We start from the raw sequence: 16,171 nt of genomic DNA, 5'->3' as shown, positions 1-16,171 counted from the left end.
AGGATTAACAATGCTGGATTCTAAATTACTTCGTACAGAGCTGGATGAAACAGCTGCTAAACTGGCGCGTCGTGGCTTTAAGCTAGACGTAGAGACTATTCGTAAACTTGAAGAACAACGTAAGTCCATTCAAGTAGAAGTAGAAAATTTACAATCCACGCGTAACTCCATCTCCAAGCAAATTGGCCAAAAAATGGCGGCTGGCGACAAAGAAGGCGCAGAAGAGATCAAGAAACAAATCGGTACTCTAGGTAGCGATCTTGACGCGAAGAAAGTTGAACTTGAGCAAGTAATGGCTCAACTAGACGAATTCACGCTTTCTGTACCAAACATCCCAGCAGATGAAGTGCCAGATGGCAAAGACGAAAATGACAACGTTGAAATCTCTCGTTGGGGTGAGCCTAAGACTTACGACTTCGATTTGAAAGACCACGTTGACCTAGGCGAAATGGGTGGCGGTCTAGACTTCGCAAGTGCAGTTAAGATCACTGGCGCACGTTTCATCGTGATGAAAGGTCAATTTGCTCGTCTACACCGTGCAATTGCTCAGTTCATGCTAGATCTTCATACAGAAGAACATGGCTACACAGAGATGTACGTACCTTACCTAGTGAACTCTGACAGCCTATTCGGTACTGGTCAGCTTCCTAAGTTCGGTAAAGATCTTTTCCACACTGAGCCTCTAGCGGAAAAAGTAAACGACGAAGAGCCACGTAAACTGTCTCTAATCCCTACAGCAGAAGTACCAGTAACGAACCTAGTTCGTGACACTATCACTGACGAAGCGGATCTACCTATCAAGATGACAGCACACACTCCATGTTTCCGTTCAGAAGCGGGTTCATACGGTCGTGATACTCGTGGTCTGATTCGTATGCACCAGTTCGACAAAGTTGAGCTAGTACAAATCACGAAGCCAGAAGATTCAATGAACGCGCTAGAAGAGCTAACAGGTCACGCTGAGAAAGTTCTACAACTTCTTGAACTTCCTTACCGTAAAGTCGTTCTATGTACAGGCGACATGGGCTTCGGCGCTCGTAAAACTTACGACCTAGAAGTTTGGGTTCCTGCTCAAGAAACTTACCGTGAAATCTCTTCATGTTCTAACATGTGGGACTTCCAAGCTCGTCGTATGCAAGCGCGTTTCCGTCGTAAAGGCGAGAAGAAACCTGAGCTTGTACACACGCTAAACGGTTCTGGTCTAGCAGTTGGTCGTACCATGGTTGCTATCCTAGAAAACAACCAAGAAGCAGATGGTCGCATTGCAATCCCTGCAGTACTTCAGAAGTACATGGGCGGCGCAACGCACATCGGTTAATTCATTAGCCACTAGAACACCAAAACCCAGCCTCAGCGCTGGGTTTTTTGTTATCTGCGTCGAGTGAAAATACGTTATTATGTAGATAGCGCACGCAATAGTGAAGAGCTCGCCCAGAATTTGACAGGATGTGACAAATGATATTTTCTAAGCGGTTTTAAAATGACAAGCTAACGGCTTTATTTGTCCTTGTTGTTAAACGTTATGCCATTAAATCATCTTTCTTTGCTTGTTATTTTTCCTCTTACCTTGCTCGTTAGCGAGAGTGTTATCGCAAGTAAACTTATCCAGCCTCAATATCTAGATAGTGAGCGAACCGACCTCTTTTTCGCACGCGAAATAGCGCAGCCTTCCCAAGAAAATATAGATATGCGCAATTCATTCGACTGGGGATATGAGCTTGAGTTGAGTCGTACATCTGGCGAAACAAAATCGGTGTCTAATTGCAAAGACCTGACTAAAGCAAACTTGGCGGGTTTTACTGCGGCCAAAGCCTATGAATACGGCGCGTTTAAAGCGTATTTAATGCAGTGTCAAACATGGAGTGAGATGGCAAAGTTAGCTGCCTCTAAGCGCTCATTTATATCGAAATTGAAGTTAGACGATAACTTTCCTAAATTCGCTCCAAGTGCACTTGCTTTTGTTATATCTGACGAAAGTGAGGAGAAAGTAAAGACACTACCAACGTGGGATGAAGCAGACCATATCCAAAGTACTCGAGTCGTCAGTGAAGTGAGAGCAGAGTACTTCGACGCGACCGGTGGTTTTCAAGTCATCACGGTTGTAGCAAAAGGTGATTACAACGCTGACGGCATCGAGGATATCGTTATTGAGAAAGAAAATAGTGTACTCAGTGGCTCGTATTCTTCTTCACACGGATATGTATTAACTCGCATGTCTGAGCAAGCTTCATTTACTGTGCTGGCTGAATGGTAATGAAACTCATGGCGGTTATTTGGTTCTTAGCTGTTGCCATGGTGAGCACGTTTGCTCTCGCAGACACTCCGCCTAGAAAAGTCTTTGAATGCACAGTAAGCCAAACTACGAAGCTTAGTATATCGATAGACCAAGATAAGGAAGGGCTTCACTTTAAAGAGTTTATTGCCAATCGAAGTCAGCTTTCCCAATGGATAAGACCTCAAGATTATCACGTTAGACACTATCATCGAGCGTTAGTGGATGAAAAGTCACTGGAATTTAGTATTGGTGAACGCGTTATATCAGTCAGTGAGTACTTTAGCGAGGAGTTTAATGAGGTACAGAGAACACTCAGTGTTACTTTTAGGCTGTCAGGGCAAACAGAGTATTTTGAGTGTGAAGAAGAGAGTATTAGTAACCTTGCATTGCTTTTCAAAGAGAGCACAGAGTAGTTGAATACATAATTATTACCAGGGTGTAATAGTGTTTTCTAATTCACCCTAATTATCTTGTTATTTGCAATCGATATAATCGTCCACCTTACCACGGTAAGTAGATTTTCTCATTCAAGTAACGAGGAGGGCTTATGGCCGTAGGGTGGGCAAATGACGATAGCGTTAGCCAACAAATTCAAAATACCATCGACGACGAGATTTCCCGTGTTCGTGGCAATATTAAAGGGGGCGAAAGTGCTCACTATTGTGATGAATGTGGAGACGAGATACCTGAAGCGCGTCGAGTTGCAATGAAAGGTGTTCGTCTTTGTATCGAATGTCAGTCAACAATCGAATTGGTGTCTCAACGCCAAGCATTATTTAATCGACGAGCGAGTAAAGACAGTCAACTTCGATAGCTTTGCTGTTCTTGTAAATAAAGAGACGGTTTGAGTCTCATACTCAAACCGTTTTCGTGTTGAGTTGAACTATGAAGCGAAGCAGTCTTTACGTTGCAACGCTGCATCAATCGCATTAATTAACTTTTCAATATCTTCTGGTTTGCTGATGAATGGCGGCATCATATAAATCAGTTTGCCAAATGGACGAATCCAAACACCGTGCTCAACAAACAGTGCTTGGATGGTTTCCATATTCACTGGGCGATGCGTTTCTACGACGCCAATGGCACCCAACCAACGGGTGTTCTTCACCAAGTCGTATTCTTCAAGTTTTGGCAGTAATTCAGAAAACAGCATTTCGATTTGCTGGGTTTGCTGCTGCCAGTCACCTTGTTCGATCAATTCTAAACTCGCCGTTGCTACAGCGCAGGCGAGGGGATTACCCATAAAGGTTGGTCCGTGCATGAAACAACCTGCGTCACCACCACAAACCGTGTCAGCGACATGTTTACTCGCCAGCGTCGCTGAAAGGGTCATGTAGCCGCCTGTGAGTGCTTTGCCGACGCACAGAATGTCTGGTTGAATATCTGCGTGTTCGCAGGCAAACAATTTGCCAGTGCGTCCAAACCCTGTTGCGATTTCATCCGCAATCAGTAACAAGTCATATTTATCACAAAGCCTACGCACGCCTTTGAGAAATTCTGGATGGTAGATACGCATGCCGCCCGCACCTTGAACGATAGGCTCTAGGATCACCGCTGCAAGCTCTTGATGGTGCGAGTCAATCTTGTGTTCAAAGTCAGCAAGGTCTTCCGGCTTCCACTCATCCCAATAACCACAAGTTGGTGACTCCGCAAAGATATGCTCAGGTAAAAAGCCTTTGTAGAGAGAGTGCATTGAGTTATCTGGATCGGTAACCGACATGGCTGCAAAGGTGTCACCGTGATAACCGTGGCGCAAAGTCAGAAACTTCGGTCGGCGTTCGCCCTTCGCATGCCAATATTGCAGAGCCATTTTTAAGCTAACTTCTACGGCAACGGAACCTGAATCGGCAAGGAATACATGCTCAAGGTTATTTGGTGCGAGGGACAGCAACTTCTTACACAAACTAATTGCAGGCTGGTGGGTAATCCCGCCAAACATGACATGTGACACTTGATCGATTTGCTGGTGAGCCGCTTGATTTAGGTGGGGATGGTTATAGCCGTGGATAGTCGACCACCAAGAAGACATGCCATCGACAAGCTCTGTCCCATCTTCCAATTTAATGTGTACACCATTTGCTGAGGCCACTGGGTAGCAGGTCAGAGGTGTCAACGTTGAAGTGTAAGGATGCCAGATGTGATGGCGGTCGAAGGCGAGATCCATGTTCTATTCCAATAGTTGTTAAGGTTAAAAAATAAACCAATGTAAACTTCGTTGTTTCTTGTTGTGTTGACAGTTTATCGAGACTAAGTAGACTGTCAACACAACAAAAAAGTGATTAAAGGAATACACGTGGAAGTTCGTCATAACTGGACGCATGCTGAAGTGCGCGATCTCATGGAAAAGCCATTCATGGATCTCCTATTTGAAGCGCAGCTTGTTCATCGTCAATACCAACAAACCAACCATGTTCAAGTAAGCACGCTTCTGTCGATTAAGACGGGTGCTTGTCCAGAAGATTGTAAGTACTGTCCTCAGAGCGCTCGTTACACCACAGACATCGAAAAAGAGCGTCTGATGGAAGTCGAACGTGTACTCGACGCTGCTCAAAAAGCGAAAAATGCAGGTTCGACGCGATTCTGCATGGGCGCAGCGTGGAAGAACCCGAAAGAGCGCGACATGCCGCATTTGACCGATATGATCAAAGGCGTAAAAGACATGGGTTTGGAGACGTGTATGACGTTAGGTATGTTAACGCCAGAGCAGGCGAAGCAGCTGGCAAACGCGGGTCTGGATTACTATAACCACAACCTAGATACGTCGCCTGAGTTCTACGGCAACATCATTACCACTCGTACTTACCAAGACCGTTTGGATACGCTGTCTCACGTTCGTGATGCTGGTATGAAGATTTGTTCTGGCGGTATCATCGGCATGGGTGAAAGTGCCAACGATCGTGCAGGTTTGCTGGTTGAATTGGCGAACCTTCCTACACACCCTGAGAGCGTACCAATCAATATGCTGGTAAAAGTGAAGGGCACACCGCTGGAGACTGTGGACGATGTTGAGCCATTCGACTTTATCCGCCTGATTGCAATCGCACGAATCATGATGCCTCAATCGGCTGTGCGTTTGTCTGCTGGTCGCGAAAACATGAACGAACAGATGCAAGCGCTGTGTTTTATGGCAGGTGCAAACTCAGTATTCTACGGCTGCAAACTTCTAACGACCCCAAACCCTTCTGAAGACAAAGACATGGTGCTGTTTAAGAAGCTGGGTATTAACAGCCAAGAAGTGTCTCAAAAACCTGATGAAATCGAAGAAAACGAATTGCTGGATCGCGTGGTAGAGCGCGTTGCTGCACGTCCAACTAAAGACGATCTTTTCTACGATGCCAGCGTTTAAATCTCGAATCGAATCTGCTCTTTCTGCTCGTAAAGCGCAAGGGTTGAATCGTTCAATGAATGTGGTATTTGCCGGAAACCAATCGATTTTAGAACATGATGGCAGACGCTACATCAACTTCTCAAGCAACGATTATTTAGGCTTAGCCAATGATCAAGCGCTTGTACGTGCTTGGCAGCAAGGTCTGAGCGTTTATGGCAGTGGCAGTGGGGCATCACCCATGGTTACTGGCTTCAGTGCTGCGCACAGCAACTTAGAAGCGGCGTTAACTGAATGGTTGGGCTTCGAGAGGGCGATATTATTTGGCTCTGGTTTCAGTGCTAATCAAGCGTTGCTTTTTACTCTGCTAGAAAAATCAGACGTATTGATTCAAGACCGATTAAACCACGCATCTTTGATGGAAGCAGGGTCACTGTCAACGGCGAAAATGAAGCGTTTTAAGCACAATGACATTAAGCATTTAGAAACGCTGTTTACTAATGAAGGCAATCATCTGGTCGTGACTGAAGGTGTCTTCAGCATGGACGGCGATTGCGCGCCGTTGAAAGACATTGCGGAAGTAGCTCGCTTACGTAAAGCATGGTTAGCAGTGGATGACGCTCACGGTATTGGCGTGCTCGGCGAATCGGGTGGAGGTTCTTGTGAACTTGCTAATGTCAAACCAGAGATTTTAGTCGTTACCTTCGGTAAAGCGTTTGGCATGTCCGGTGCGGCGATTTTGTGTGATCAAGCAACGGGTGACTTTTTGACCCAGTTTGCTCGTCACCATGTGTATTCAACAGCAATGCCACCTGCGCAGGCCTACGCGCTGACACATGCGGTTTCTATGATTCAAGAGCAGTCTTGGCGACGCGAAAAGCTGGCGGAGCTAAATGAGGTTTATCAAACGAATCTAAGCGATCTGGATGGCTTTGTTGAAACAGATACCCCGATCAAGCCATTTGTGATTGGCGAATCAGAACTTGCTTTGCAGGTTGCGAACGCTTGTCGACAAAATGGCATATGGGTCACCGCGATTCGTCCACCAACCGTTCCGAAAGGTACCTCACGCCTTCGTATCACGCTCACTGCGAACCATAGTACAGAACAAGTTAAAACGCTTTCAATCGCATTGAAACAAGCATTAGGAGCGCTGTAATGAATAATGCCGAAAACATGGTGTTGGACAACGTACACCAAGACAAAGAGGCGATTGCTTCGTCTTTTGGCAAAGCGGCTGACACCTATGACAAACATGCTGCATTTCAACGAGATGTTGGCCATCGTTTGTTAGAAAAGCTCCCAAGCGATCTTACCAACAAGCGCGTTTTGGACTTGGGGTGTGGAACCGGATATTTTTCTCAGCTATTGCTAGAGCGAGGCGCAAGCGTTGTTTGTGCCGATCTTTCGCAAGGTATGTTGGACAAAGCGCGCGAGCGTTGTGGTGAGCATAATGTTCGTTATGTGGTAGCAGACGCGGAAAGCTTGCCATTCGAGGACGCTAGTTTTGACTATGTGTTTTCAAGTCTCGCGCTACAGTGGTGTGTCGATTTAAGTTATCCGTTGAGAGAAATTCGCCGAATATTAACTGCTAATGGGAAAGGGTGCTTCTCAACACTTGTTGATGGCTCGCTACGCGAACTGCGTGATTCGTGGGCAAAAATTGACACATATCAACACGTGAATAACTTTATTACTCTCAATCAGGTAAAAATTGCGTTAGCGCAATCTCGATGCCATAACCATCATCTAGACTCGACCACCATCACAGTTTGGTACGACTCAGCATTTTCTGTTATGCGTGATCTCAAAGGTATTGGTGCAAATCACGTAAGCGGGCGCTCACATGGTCTAACAAGTCGTCGTACTTTGTTGCAAGTCGAGCGCGCGTACCAAGCATTCAAAAACGATCAAGGTCTTCTACCTGCAACTTATCAGGTTTGTTTTGGAGTCATACATTTATGATTGATGCATTTTTTATTGCTGGTACGGATACTGATGTAGGCAAAACGGTGGCGTCGAAAGCCGTCTTGCAAGCACTCGCAGCAAAAGGACTAAATACCATTGGCTACAAACCAGTGGCTGCAGGAAGCGAAAAAACAGAGCAAGGTTGGCGCAATTCAGATGCACTGCACTTGCAAAAAGCCGCAACCTTAGAAGTGGCTTATGAAGATGTGAACCCATACGCTTTGGAATTACCAGCTTCTCCTCACATCGCAGCCAAGCACGAGCAGGTTGAAATCGAATACGATTTGCTGAGTGAAAAGCTCGCTCAACATAAAGAGCAAGCCGATGTTGTATTGGTAGAAGGTGCTGGTGGTTGGCGTGTTCCTGTGTCAGACACAGACAGCTTGTCTACTTGGGTACAGCAAGAGCAGCTACCAGTGGTACTTGTCGTGGGTATTAAACTGGGTTGTTTGAGCCACGCTTTATTAACGGCGGAAATCATCAAAGCAGATGGTCTAAACCTAGTGGGTTGGATTGCGAACCGAGTTAACCCAGGCACAGAGCATTACGCGGACATTATTGAAATGCTTGAATCGCGCATTGATGCACCGAAGTTAGGTGAGATCCCTTACATTCCAAGTGCGAAGCGCAAAGAGTTGGGTAAATACATTAACGTTGAGCCATTACTGAACATCGATTAAGAGCATTTCTTGTAAACGTACTCAAAACCAAAGGGCTGCAATTTGCAGCCCTTTCTATTGGTGTAGCTTAATAAGATTACTGCTACTTTTCTTGGCTAAGTCCCATCAGCGCTTGCTGTGTCTCAGCAACACGTTTAGACAAGTGATGATCGGTTGAAATACCGAGTTGCTGTTTGGCCTCATCCTCTGAGATCCCTAGGTGACAACGTAGTAAATCGATAGCCATTTGATAGTCGTTAGTTTCTACCATGATATTTCCCTCAAGACATGGAAGTTTCGAGCTTCAATAACGCTCTTAGAGCGTGCTCTGTTTTGTTCATCTCGCTTGAATCTAGCATGTTCATTTGTCATCACAATAAGACCAAAGTCTATACTTAACCTAAGGTGCTGTTTTTAGGTTGGTAACTTGTTTATGATTTTTCAGTCTCGAAAACAAATGTTGCAATTTATTGCTTAACCTTGTTTTTATCGCGGATAGACTATATCTATAACGCAACGGAGCACGAAACTAAGTGGAATCGGCTTTTATAGCGTTTGATTTCCCTTAAAAGATGTTCCATATAACAATCCGTTTTAAAAAAACGATAAGCTTCCTCGGAGAAAAGTAATGAAGCGAATTATGTTATTCCTAGCAACTAACCTAGCTGTTGTGCTGGTTCTTAGTGTTGTTCTGAATATTGTTTACGCGACCACTGGAATGCAACCAGGCAGTCTGTCTGGTTTACTTGTCATGGCAGCCGTATTTGGCTTTGGTGGCGCATTGATTTCGTTAATGATGTCAAAGGGCATGGCACTACGCTCAGTTGGCGGCATGGTGATTGAAAGCCCACGTAACGAAACAGAGCATTGGTTGCTTGAGACGGTAGGCCGCCAAGCGCGACAAGCGGGCATTGGTATGCCAACAGTAGCGATTTATGATTCTGCAGACATCAACGCATTCGCGACAGGTGCTAAGCGTGATGATTCACTGGTTGCTGTATCGACTGGTCTTCTACACAACATGACGCGTGATGAAGCTGAAGCTGTTCTGGCGCACGAAGTGAGCCACATTGCGAATGGTGACATGGTCACGATGACGCTAATGCAAGGTGTTGTGAACACGTTTGTTATCTTCCTATCGCGTTTTATCGCCAATATTGTGGCATCGAACGACGATGAAGAAGGACAAGGCACGAACATGATGGTGTACTTTGGTGTGTCTATGGTGTTGGAACTTGTCTTTGGTTTCTTAGCAAGCTTCATCACGATGTGGTACAGCCGTCACCGTGAATTCCATGCCGATGCAGGTGCAGCGCGTTTAGTAGGTAAAGAGAAAATGATTGCTGCTCTTGAGCGTTTGAAGATGAGCCAAGAATCGAAACTCGATGGCACAATGATGGCGTTCGGTATCAACGGTAAGCAGTCTCTAACAGAGCTTCTGATGAGCCACCCACCACTAGATAAACGTATTGCGGCGCTACGTAACCAGTAATACGACTTACATAGTTTTTTGAAAAGGCTTGGTTTTTACCAAGCCTTTTTTTTGCCTGATGATCGCTCACCAATTTGATTACGTACTACTTTCTAAAAATCAAAGCGCAGAAACAAAGTTATACAAGTTTTTTTTTGTACAACTTTTTCTAATTGGTCTATCTTGTACATATAATATTTTTGTACAATCATCAGTGACATTTGGGAGCGAAAGAATGGACATACAGTCGGTTGGAGACATTTACCAGAAGCTTAACAAAGCGAACCTGCATCTTCTGAAAGACGTTTATCACCAAGATGTGGTGTTTGAAGATTCGGCTCATCGCTTAGAAGGACTGCCTGCTCTTTCTGATTATTTCCAGTCATTGTACGCGAATGTGATTCGCTGTGATTTCATCATCCATGATCATCAGCAGGTTGGGGACACGGGTTTCCTGACTTGGACTATGGATCTTCAACATCCGAAATTACACAAAGGGGCTCCAATCGCTGTGAGCGGCGTTTCCCACATGAAGTTCTCCGATGGCCAAGTCATTTATCACCGAGATTATTTTGATTTGGGTGAAATGCTTTATGAGCATTTGCCTTTGCTTGGCTCTGTCATCAAAACCATTAAGCAAAGGTTGGGGCGATGAACAGTGTCGTTTTAATTACGGGGGCGACCTCCGGGATAGGTAAACAGCTGGCTCTCGACTTTGCTGAGTCTGGTTCGCGTGTCATCGCATGTGGACGCAATGAAGCTGTACTTGCCGAGCTAGCGGCAACTTCTTCATCTATTGAAACGCTGAAGTTTGATGTAACCGATTATGAGGAGACGAAGCGAGTACTGTCTTCGCTTAAGACGATTCCAGATACATGGATCTTCAACGCGGGTGATTGCGAATACATGGATGATGGCATTGTAGATGCGCAACTTATGGCGCGCGTGATGAATGTTAATGTCGTAGGTGTAGCTAACTGTATAGAAGCTTGCCAACCGTATTTTCAGCGAGGGCACCGCGTTGTCATTGTTGGCTCCATTGCCTCCGAAGTCGCGCTGCCAAGAGCGGAAGCGTACGGCGCGTCAAAAGCGGCAGTGAGCTACTTTGCGCGCACGCTCGCTGTGGATCTTAAGAAGAAAGGCATCAAAGTGATTACTGTGTTTCCTGGGTTTGTTGAAACGCCCCTAACGGATAAAAACACCTTTGAGATGCCTATGATCATTTCAACCAAGCAAGCGTCTCAATTATTGAGAAAGCAGCTAGCGGCGAATAAAAGCCACATTTATTTTCCGGCGAGATTTACAGGCATTCTCCGCTTTATCTCGTTGCTTCCATACAGTTGGCAAGCAAGGCTGACGGCTAAACTCGTATCTTAAAAGGAAGAAGCATGAAAATCGCTATTGTAGGCACTGGAATTTCTGGACTGACATGTGGGTACTATCTGCACCAACAACACGATATCACTTTGTTCGAAGCCAACGATTATATTGGTGGCCATACGGCGACGGTTGATGTACGTGTCGGGAATGAGGATTATGCGATTGATACAGGGTTCATTGTATACAACGACCGTACATATCCAAATTTTATCAAAATGATGAATGAAATTGGCGTGGAAGGTATTCCGACGCAAATGAGTTTCAGCGTGAGAAACGATGGCAATGGTTTGGAATATAATGGCCACACATTAACAACATTGTTCGCACAAAAGCGAAATTGGCTTAATCCAAAATTCTATCGCTTTATTCTTGAGATTTTACGCTTCAATAAACTAGCAAAAGCGTCTGCTACTGAGCAAATATCGAGTTCTCAAACGCTGGGTGCATTTTTGGATGAGCACCAGTTTAGTGATTTCTTTTCTGACAACTATATTCTGCCAATGGGCGCGGCGATTTGGTCATCTTCCCTCGCTGATATGCGTGCATTTCCATTGATGTTCTTCTTACGTTTTTTCCTCAATCACGGTTTGTTAGACGTGATGAATCGTCCGCAATGGTATGTTATCAAGGGTGGTTCACGTGCTTATATTCCACCTTTAACACAAGGGTTTGCAGATAAGATTCGACTGAATAGTCCGGTTGAAAAAGTCGTTCGCAGTGAACAAGGCGTAGCGATTTATGCAAATGGACAGTGTGAGTGGTTTGATGAAGTCATTTTTGCTTGTCATAGCGACCAAGCTTTAGCGATGCTCAGTGATGCCTCGTCATGTGAAAACGACATTTTGTCTAATATGGCTTACCAAGCAAATGATGTGGTTCTTCACACTGACACGAGTGTATTACCGAAACGAAAATCTGCATGGGCATCGTGGAACTATTTGCTGGAAGGAGGCGAAGAGGAGCAGCAACGATTGCCGTCCCTAACGTACAACATGAATATTTTGCAGCATATCGACTCTTCACACACATTCTGCGTCACCTTAAACCGTACTGAAGATATCGACGAGAACAAGATTCTGCGTCAGTTCACCTACCATCACCCTGTCTTTACGATGGAGTCTATCGCTGCCCAGCAACGCAAAGAAGAAATACAAGGAACTCAACATACGTGGTTTTGTGGCGCTTATTGGTACAACGGATTCCATGAAGATGGCGTGCGCAGTGCTTTGGATGTTGTGAAAGGAATTGCCGCTAAACATAACGAGAAAAACGACACTCTTTATGAACAAGGTGCTGCGTAATATGAGTATCCCTTCTCACAGTCAGTTATTTATAGGCAATGTAAGGCATCGTCGTTTTACACCCGTTAAGCATGAGCTGAATTACTCAATGTTTATGCCAGCGATTGATTTGGATGAAATTGGTGTACTTGAGAAAAAAGTTTGGGGCTTTGGGACTCGCTGGTGGCATTGGGCTCGATTCAAACGCGATGATTACCTCGGTGAAGGGAGTTTGAAAAAAGCGGTGCAAGATAAAGTCGCAGAACTTACGGGCGTACGTTGCAGCGGCAAAGTACTGGCTGTCTGTCATTTGCGTTATCTCGGGCTCTATTTTAGTCCAGTGAATTTTTACTACCTGTATGACCAAAAAGGTGAATGGCAATATCTTCTCGCTGAAGTCAGCAATACACCTTGGAATGAGCGCCATTATTACGCGATAGCGGCTGACCCAAAGGATGAAGATTTTGGTTGGGAGCAAGACAAAGCATTCCACGTGTCACCGTTCAACCCGATAGACCAATCGTACCGCTGGAAAATAAAACCGCTTACAGACAAGTTAAATATCCATCTTGAATGCCATAAAGGTGAAAAACACTTCGACGCCACAATGGCAATGAAAGCACAGCCATTTTCCAGCGGTTCTTTATTGAAGTGCTTGATCGGAACACCAATTCAAACAGTAAAAGTGATGGTTGGAATCTACTGGCATGCGTTGAAGTTATGGATTAAAGGTGCGCCGTTTTATTCCCACCCTAAATATTTGGCGTCCAATGAACGTAAAGCCTCTAGCGACAAATCAGATAAGAAAAATAATAAGCACAAGGAGAATTCTGCATGTTAAATACGACTTCTATAACATTGCCGCGCAAACTGACGACGACTCAGAAAGCGGCTCGCGGAGTTATTTTTCAATGTCTGCAAAAGATGGAAATGGGTTGCTTAACCATTATCGAATCGTTTCATACCGAGACAAAGGAGCGCAGTGAACGTTTTACTGCGCCAAATGGAGAATACAGTGGCCAACCTGTCGTTGCGACCATTGAGGTTAAGCACCCAGGTTTTTACTCCAGAATATTACAAGGCGGTAGCATCGCTGCCGGTGAGGCGTACATGGATGGCTGGTGGGACAGTCCAGATTTAACGGCATTGATGAAGCTGATGGCGCTAAATATGCGGGCCCTTGATAAGCTTGAGGAGCAGGGTAGTTGGCTTACCAAGTTGCTTTACAAGTTTAGCCATTGGACGAATCGAAACTCGCAAGAAAACTCTCGGAAGAACATCCATGCTCATTACGATTTAGGCAATGATTTGTATGAAGCTTTTTTAGATACCAACATGCTGTACTCATCAGCGCTTTACCGCACAAGTGCCGACTCCTTAGAGCAAGCTCAAATCAATAAAATGGAACGCTTGTGCCAGCAGTTGGATCTTCAATCTACCGACCATGTGATTGAGATTGGCACAGGGTGGGGGGCGATGGCGATATACATGGCTGAGCAATACGGTTGCCGAGTGACAACAACGACCATTTCGGAAGAGCAGCATGAATATGCTCGACAGCAAATCGTACAACGAGGTTTAGCCGATCGAATTACTTTACTTAAAGAAGACTATCGTAACCTTACTGGGACGTACGATAAATTGGTTTCTATCGAGATGATTGAAGCCGTGGGGAAACAGTTCTTAGCTTCCTACATCAAAAAATGCGAGTCATTATTAAAGCCTAGCGGCCTGATGGCTATCCAAGCGATTACGATTGCGGACCAGCGCTACGACTATTACAGCAACAATGTCGATTTTATTCAGAAATACATTTTCCCTGGTGGTTTCTTGCCGTCGGTGACGTCTTTGACACAAGCGACCACTAAGCACAGTGATTTGGTAGTTCGTGATTTGTTTGACATAGGCCTAGACTACGCAAAAACACTGAATGAGTGGCATCGCCGTTTTAACCGCGCAGAGGATGCTGTGCGAGGGTTTGGGTACGATGACCGGTTTGTCCGCATGTGGCGTTATTACCTTAGTTATTGTGAAGGCGGTTTTATTGCTCGTACGATCAGCGCCGTTCACATGACTTTCCAGCGCCCATAAGAATTATGAGAGTGTTGATTGCGTCCACTTGGTTTCAACTGTGCTGGTTTATTGCTGTGCTTGGTACGTTTGAGTGGCAATGGTTGATGATGATACTGGCGTTGGCGACTTTGGTGTATACCATTCTGACGGCGTTTCACTCGGTGAAAGCGATCGCCTTTGTCACCATTTTCGGGCTAGTTCTCGATACGCTAAATCAAAACTTCTCGCTTTTGGTTTTCCCTACCCCTTGGCTCCCTGTGTGGTTGATTGGTCTATGGGTATTGTTTGCATGGTATGCCTACCAACTGAAAGTGCTTTTGCACCGCTTCGCCAAAATCTGCGTATCAATATTAGGTGGGCTTGGAGGAATGCTCAGCTACTTCGCTGGCTACAAGCTTCAAGCGGTAGAGTTTGGATTCGATACAAGTATTACGTTACTGGCCTTGTTTGTGGAATGGTTGGTGTTAATGCTGGTGATTCTCAAGGTGTATAACAATGGCAAACTTAAAGAGAAAACTCGTAAGGGGTATGGGTAGCGGTATCTTGTTTGTTTTTGTAGTGGGCGCAATACCGTCGCAGGCACAAGATATAGGAAGCACTGACAGACTGAATGTAGAAAACTGGCAGGAATGGGAAACAGTAGGCGAAGCGCAGCTAACTTGGTTTGTGTTTGATATTTATCGATCTCGCCTAAAAGCACCCAATGGACAATACCTTGTTTCTACGGATGTTTCTCCGCATCCATTTGCTTTAGAGATCAACTATCAACGAGACATAAGCAAGCAGCAGTTGCTTGAGGTGACGGAGGAACAGTGGCAAAAACTGGGCTTCCCTAAGTCGAGCCGCCAACAATGGATTACCCAATTGAGCTTTATCTTCCCAAGTATCAAAAATGGCGATGAACTTACCTACGTCACTGATGGAGATAAGGGACAGATAATCTATCGCCAAGCAGGAACTAAAACGCAAAAAATGGTTGGCGAAATAACGGACGAACGTATGAATGATGCATTCCTGTCCATTTGGTTGTCACCAAAAACGGAATTTCCAAAGCTGCGTAAACAACTTATAGGACAAGTCAGACCGTGAACATCTTTAAAACATTATTGCGATACTTTGCTGTGTGCGTTGCTATTACGTTGAATGCTTGCTCGGCGGATATAGACAATTACCAAGCATCTACGCCGCCATTTAATTTATTTGAATATTTTGATGGCAATGTGAAGGCATGGGGAATGGTGCAAGATTATTCCGAGAAACAAACACGCCGCTTTGAGGTTGATATTGTCGGTACGATAACGGGTGATGAATTGGTTCTTGTTGAGGACTTTGTTTTTGACGATGGTGAAACCGACCAGCGTGTTTGGACTATTTCTCGTGCAGAGGATGGCAGGTATACAGGCAAAGCAGATGACATTATGGGTTTCGCAAACGGAAAAGAGCAGGGTAACGCTCTGCAATGGCAATATGACTTTGAGTTAAAAATGGACGACTCGACAGTGACTGTTGCCTTTGATGATTGGCTTTACCGACAAGATGACAAACACGTATTCAACCTGACCAAAATTAAAAAGTTTGGCGTGGAGGTGGGGACAATAACCTTGTTCTTTCAAAAACAACCCTAAATCCGCGATGCTCAACACGTATTGGGCGAAAATACTCTATTGGAATGCCTCGGTTGGTAAGCTTCCAAACAAAAAAGGTTGACGCTTTCACGTCAACCTTTTTAGTTTTTCGCTC

Annotated in this window: 19 protein-coding genes; 17 read left to right on the top strand and 2 right to left on the bottom strand. The window is 45.0% G+C overall.

Annotation, left to right across the window (positions count from 1 at the left end; translation table 11 throughout):
- The first annotated feature begins 10 nt into the window (after positions 1 to 10).
- From serS to ACF8OV_RS07030, 4 genes are all read left to right on the top strand, one after another.
- Complete coding sequence (serS, locus tag ACF8OV_RS07045; protein ID WP_005495761.1) at positions 11 to 1,318, top strand: serine--tRNA ligase; 1,308 nt, start codon at positions 11 to 13, stop codon at positions 1,316 to 1,318.
- A gap of 369 nt (positions 1,319 to 1,687) precedes the next feature.
- Positions 1,688 to 2,254, top strand: coding sequence for a hypothetical protein (locus ACF8OV_RS07040; protein ID WP_021453009.1), 567 nt, complete (start codon positions 1,688 to 1,690; stop codon positions 2,252 to 2,254).
- Positions 2,248 to 2,688, top strand: coding sequence for a hypothetical protein (locus ACF8OV_RS07035; RefSeq protein ID WP_203502841.1), 441 nt, complete (start codon positions 2,248 to 2,250; stop codon positions 2,686 to 2,688). The genes ACF8OV_RS07040 and ACF8OV_RS07035 overlap by 7 nt, the downstream gene beginning before the upstream one ends.
- Before the next feature lie 134 nt (positions 2,689 to 2,822).
- Entirely contained in the window at positions 2,823 to 3,089 is a 267-nt protein-coding gene (locus tag ACF8OV_RS07030; RefSeq protein WP_021449297.1) for a DksA/TraR family C4-type zinc finger protein, read from the top strand.
- Between the two features lie 69 nt (positions 3,090 to 3,158).
- Here the strand turns inward: ACF8OV_RS07030 and bioA are convergent, their stop codons facing one another.
- Complete coding sequence (gene bioA / locus ACF8OV_RS07025) at positions 3,159 to 4,439, bottom strand: adenosylmethionine--8-amino-7-oxononanoate transaminase (RefSeq protein WP_025533885.1); 1,281 nt, start codon at positions 4,437 to 4,439, stop codon at positions 3,159 to 3,161.
- Positions 4,440 to 4,568: 129 nt separating this feature from the next.
- Between bioA and bioB the strand changes: the two genes are divergently transcribed.
- Genes bioB through bioD form a run of 4 tightly spaced genes read left to right on the top strand, consistent with a single transcriptional unit; the run spans position 4,569 to position 8,248 of the window.
- A complete protein-coding gene (bioB, locus tag ACF8OV_RS07020) occupies positions 4,569 to 5,621 on the top strand; it encodes a biotin synthase BioB (protein ID WP_203502839.1) in 1,053 nt (350 codons plus the stop codon).
- Positions 5,608 to 6,759 carry an 8-amino-7-oxononanoate synthase gene (gene bioF, locus ACF8OV_RS07015; RefSeq protein WP_203502837.1) on the top strand — a complete coding sequence of 384 codons (1,152 nt, stop codon included), beginning with the start codon at positions 5,608 to 5,610 and terminating at the stop codon, positions 6,757 to 6,759. The genes bioB and bioF overlap by 14 nt, the downstream gene beginning before the upstream one ends.
- Positions 6,759 to 7,565, top strand: a complete 807-nt coding sequence (bioC, locus tag ACF8OV_RS07010) for a malonyl-ACP O-methyltransferase BioC (RefSeq protein ID WP_053811692.1) — start codon at positions 6,759 to 6,761, stop codon at positions 7,563 to 7,565. Before bioF ends, bioC begins: the two co-directional genes overlap by 1 nt.
- Positions 7,562 to 8,248 carry a dethiobiotin synthase gene (bioD, locus tag ACF8OV_RS07005; RefSeq protein ID WP_005460040.1) on the top strand — a complete coding sequence of 229 codons (687 nt, stop codon included), beginning with the start codon at positions 7,562 to 7,564 and terminating at the stop codon, positions 8,246 to 8,248. The genes bioC and bioD overlap by 4 nt, the downstream gene beginning before the upstream one ends.
- A gap of 82 nt (positions 8,249 to 8,330) precedes the next feature.
- On the opposite strand, the gene ACF8OV_RS07000 is transcribed toward bioD, so the two are convergent.
- Positions 8,331 to 8,498 (bottom strand): hypothetical protein, encoded by a 168-nt coding sequence (locus tag ACF8OV_RS07000; RefSeq protein ID WP_005459995.1) that lies wholly within the window; start codon positions 8,496 to 8,498, stop codon positions 8,331 to 8,333.
- A 357-nt stretch (positions 8,499 to 8,855) separates the two neighbouring features.
- On the opposite strand from ACF8OV_RS07000, the gene htpX reads away from it, so the two are divergent.
- The 9 genes from htpX (at position 8,856) to ACF8OV_RS06955 (ending at position 16,056) form a co-directional block, all read left to right on the top strand.
- Complete coding sequence (gene htpX / locus ACF8OV_RS06995) at positions 8,856 to 9,719, top strand: protease HtpX (protein WP_203502830.1); 864 nt, start codon at positions 8,856 to 8,858, stop codon at positions 9,717 to 9,719.
- A 214-nt stretch (positions 9,720 to 9,933) separates the two neighbouring features.
- The gene (locus ACF8OV_RS06990) at positions 9,934 to 10,353 is read left to right on the top strand and encodes a nuclear transport factor 2 family protein (protein ID WP_005495742.1); all 420 of its coding nucleotides are present in this window, start codon (positions 9,934 to 9,936) and stop codon (positions 10,351 to 10,353) included.
- Positions 10,350 to 11,075, top strand: a complete 726-nt coding sequence (locus ACF8OV_RS06985) for an SDR family oxidoreductase (protein WP_020840375.1) — start codon at positions 10,350 to 10,352, stop codon at positions 11,073 to 11,075. The genes ACF8OV_RS06990 and ACF8OV_RS06985 overlap by 4 nt, the downstream gene beginning before the upstream one ends.
- Before the next feature lie 11 nt (positions 11,076 to 11,086).
- Positions 11,087 to 12,379 carry an NAD(P)/FAD-dependent oxidoreductase gene (locus ACF8OV_RS06980; RefSeq protein WP_025791991.1) on the top strand — a complete coding sequence of 431 codons (1,293 nt, stop codon included), beginning with the start codon at positions 11,087 to 11,089 and terminating at the stop codon, positions 12,377 to 12,379.
- Position 12,380: 1 nt separating this feature from the next.
- Entirely contained in the window at positions 12,381 to 13,199 is an 819-nt protein-coding gene (locus ACF8OV_RS06975) for a DUF1365 domain-containing protein (RefSeq protein WP_180761222.1), read from the top strand.
- Positions 13,193 to 14,449 carry a cyclopropane-fatty-acyl-phospholipid synthase family protein gene (locus ACF8OV_RS06970; RefSeq protein WP_203502828.1) on the top strand — a complete coding sequence of 419 codons (1,257 nt, stop codon included), beginning with the start codon at positions 13,193 to 13,195 and terminating at the stop codon, positions 14,447 to 14,449. The genes ACF8OV_RS06975 and ACF8OV_RS06970 overlap by 7 nt, the downstream gene beginning before the upstream one ends.
- 5 nt (positions 14,450 to 14,454) lie before the next feature.
- Complete coding sequence (locus ACF8OV_RS06965; protein WP_101946043.1) at positions 14,455 to 14,967, top strand: DUF2878 domain-containing protein; 513 nt, start codon at positions 14,455 to 14,457, stop codon at positions 14,965 to 14,967.
- Positions 14,927 to 15,520, top strand: coding sequence for a chalcone isomerase family protein (locus tag ACF8OV_RS06960; protein WP_392404338.1), 594 nt, complete (start codon positions 14,927 to 14,929; stop codon positions 15,518 to 15,520). The genes ACF8OV_RS06965 and ACF8OV_RS06960 overlap by 41 nt, the downstream gene beginning before the upstream one ends.
- The gene (locus ACF8OV_RS06955; protein ID WP_203502826.1) at positions 15,517 to 16,056 is read left to right on the top strand and encodes a DUF3833 domain-containing protein; all 540 of its coding nucleotides are present in this window, start codon (positions 15,517 to 15,519) and stop codon (positions 16,054 to 16,056) included. The genes ACF8OV_RS06960 and ACF8OV_RS06955 overlap by 4 nt, the downstream gene beginning before the upstream one ends.
- Positions 16,057 to 16,171 lie beyond the last annotated feature (115 nt).

It is taken from the genome of Vibrio sp. GLN_1, from assembly GCF_043106015.1.
In the GTDB taxonomy this organism is placed as follows: domain Bacteria; phylum Pseudomonadota; class Gammaproteobacteria; order Enterobacterales; family Vibrionaceae; genus Vibrio; species Vibrio parahaemolyticus.
The sequence above is the reverse complement of the archived record's forward strand: the minus strand, read 5'-3'. Positions and strand labels throughout refer to the sequence as shown.

Excerpts from the sequence above, each read along its gene's own strand:
- serS (WP_005495761.1), top strand. The coding sequence starts at position 11 with ATGCTGGATTCTAAATTACTTCGTACAGAGCTGGATGAAACAGCTGCT.
- ACF8OV_RS07040 (WP_021453009.1), top strand. The coding sequence starts at position 1,688 with ATGCGCAATTCATTCGACTGGGGATATGAGCTTGAGTTGAGTCGTACA.
- ACF8OV_RS07035 (WP_203502841.1), top strand. The coding sequence starts at position 2,248 with ATGGTAATGAAACTCATGGCGGTTATTTGGTTCTTAGCTGTTGCCATG.
- ACF8OV_RS07030 (WP_021449297.1), top strand. The coding sequence starts at position 2,823 with ATGGCCGTAGGGTGGGCAAATGACGATAGCGTTAGCCAACAAATTCAA.
- bioA (WP_025533885.1), bottom strand. The coding sequence starts at position 4,439 with ATGGATCTCGCCTTCGACCGCCATCACATCTGGCATCCTTACACTTCA.
- bioF (WP_203502837.1), top strand. The coding sequence starts at position 5,608 with ATGCCAGCGTTTAAATCTCGAATCGAATCTGCTCTTTCTGCTCGTAAA.
- bioC (WP_053811692.1), top strand. The coding sequence starts at position 6,759 with ATGAATAATGCCGAAAACATGGTGTTGGACAACGTACACCAAGACAAA.
- bioD (WP_005460040.1), top strand. The coding sequence starts at position 7,562 with ATGATTGATGCATTTTTTATTGCTGGTACGGATACTGATGTAGGCAAA.
- ACF8OV_RS07000 (WP_005459995.1), bottom strand. The coding sequence starts at position 8,498 with ATGGTAGAAACTAACGACTATCAAATGGCTATCGATTTACTACGTTGT.
- htpX (WP_203502830.1), top strand. The coding sequence starts at position 8,856 with ATGAAGCGAATTATGTTATTCCTAGCAACTAACCTAGCTGTTGTGCTG.
- ACF8OV_RS06990 (WP_005495742.1), top strand. The coding sequence starts at position 9,934 with ATGGACATACAGTCGGTTGGAGACATTTACCAGAAGCTTAACAAAGCG.
- ACF8OV_RS06985 (WP_020840375.1), top strand. The coding sequence starts at position 10,350 with ATGAACAGTGTCGTTTTAATTACGGGGGCGACCTCCGGGATAGGTAAA.
- ACF8OV_RS06980 (WP_025791991.1), top strand. The coding sequence starts at position 11,087 with ATGAAAATCGCTATTGTAGGCACTGGAATTTCTGGACTGACATGTGGG.
- ACF8OV_RS06975 (WP_180761222.1), top strand. The coding sequence starts at position 12,381 with ATGAGTATCCCTTCTCACAGTCAGTTATTTATAGGCAATGTAAGGCAT.
- ACF8OV_RS06970 (WP_203502828.1), top strand. The coding sequence starts at position 13,193 with ATGTTAAATACGACTTCTATAACATTGCCGCGCAAACTGACGACGACT.
- ACF8OV_RS06965 (WP_101946043.1), top strand. The coding sequence starts at position 14,455 with ATGAGAGTGTTGATTGCGTCCACTTGGTTTCAACTGTGCTGGTTTATT.
- ACF8OV_RS06960 (WP_392404338.1), top strand. The coding sequence starts at position 14,927 with ATGGCAAACTTAAAGAGAAAACTCGTAAGGGGTATGGGTAGCGGTATC.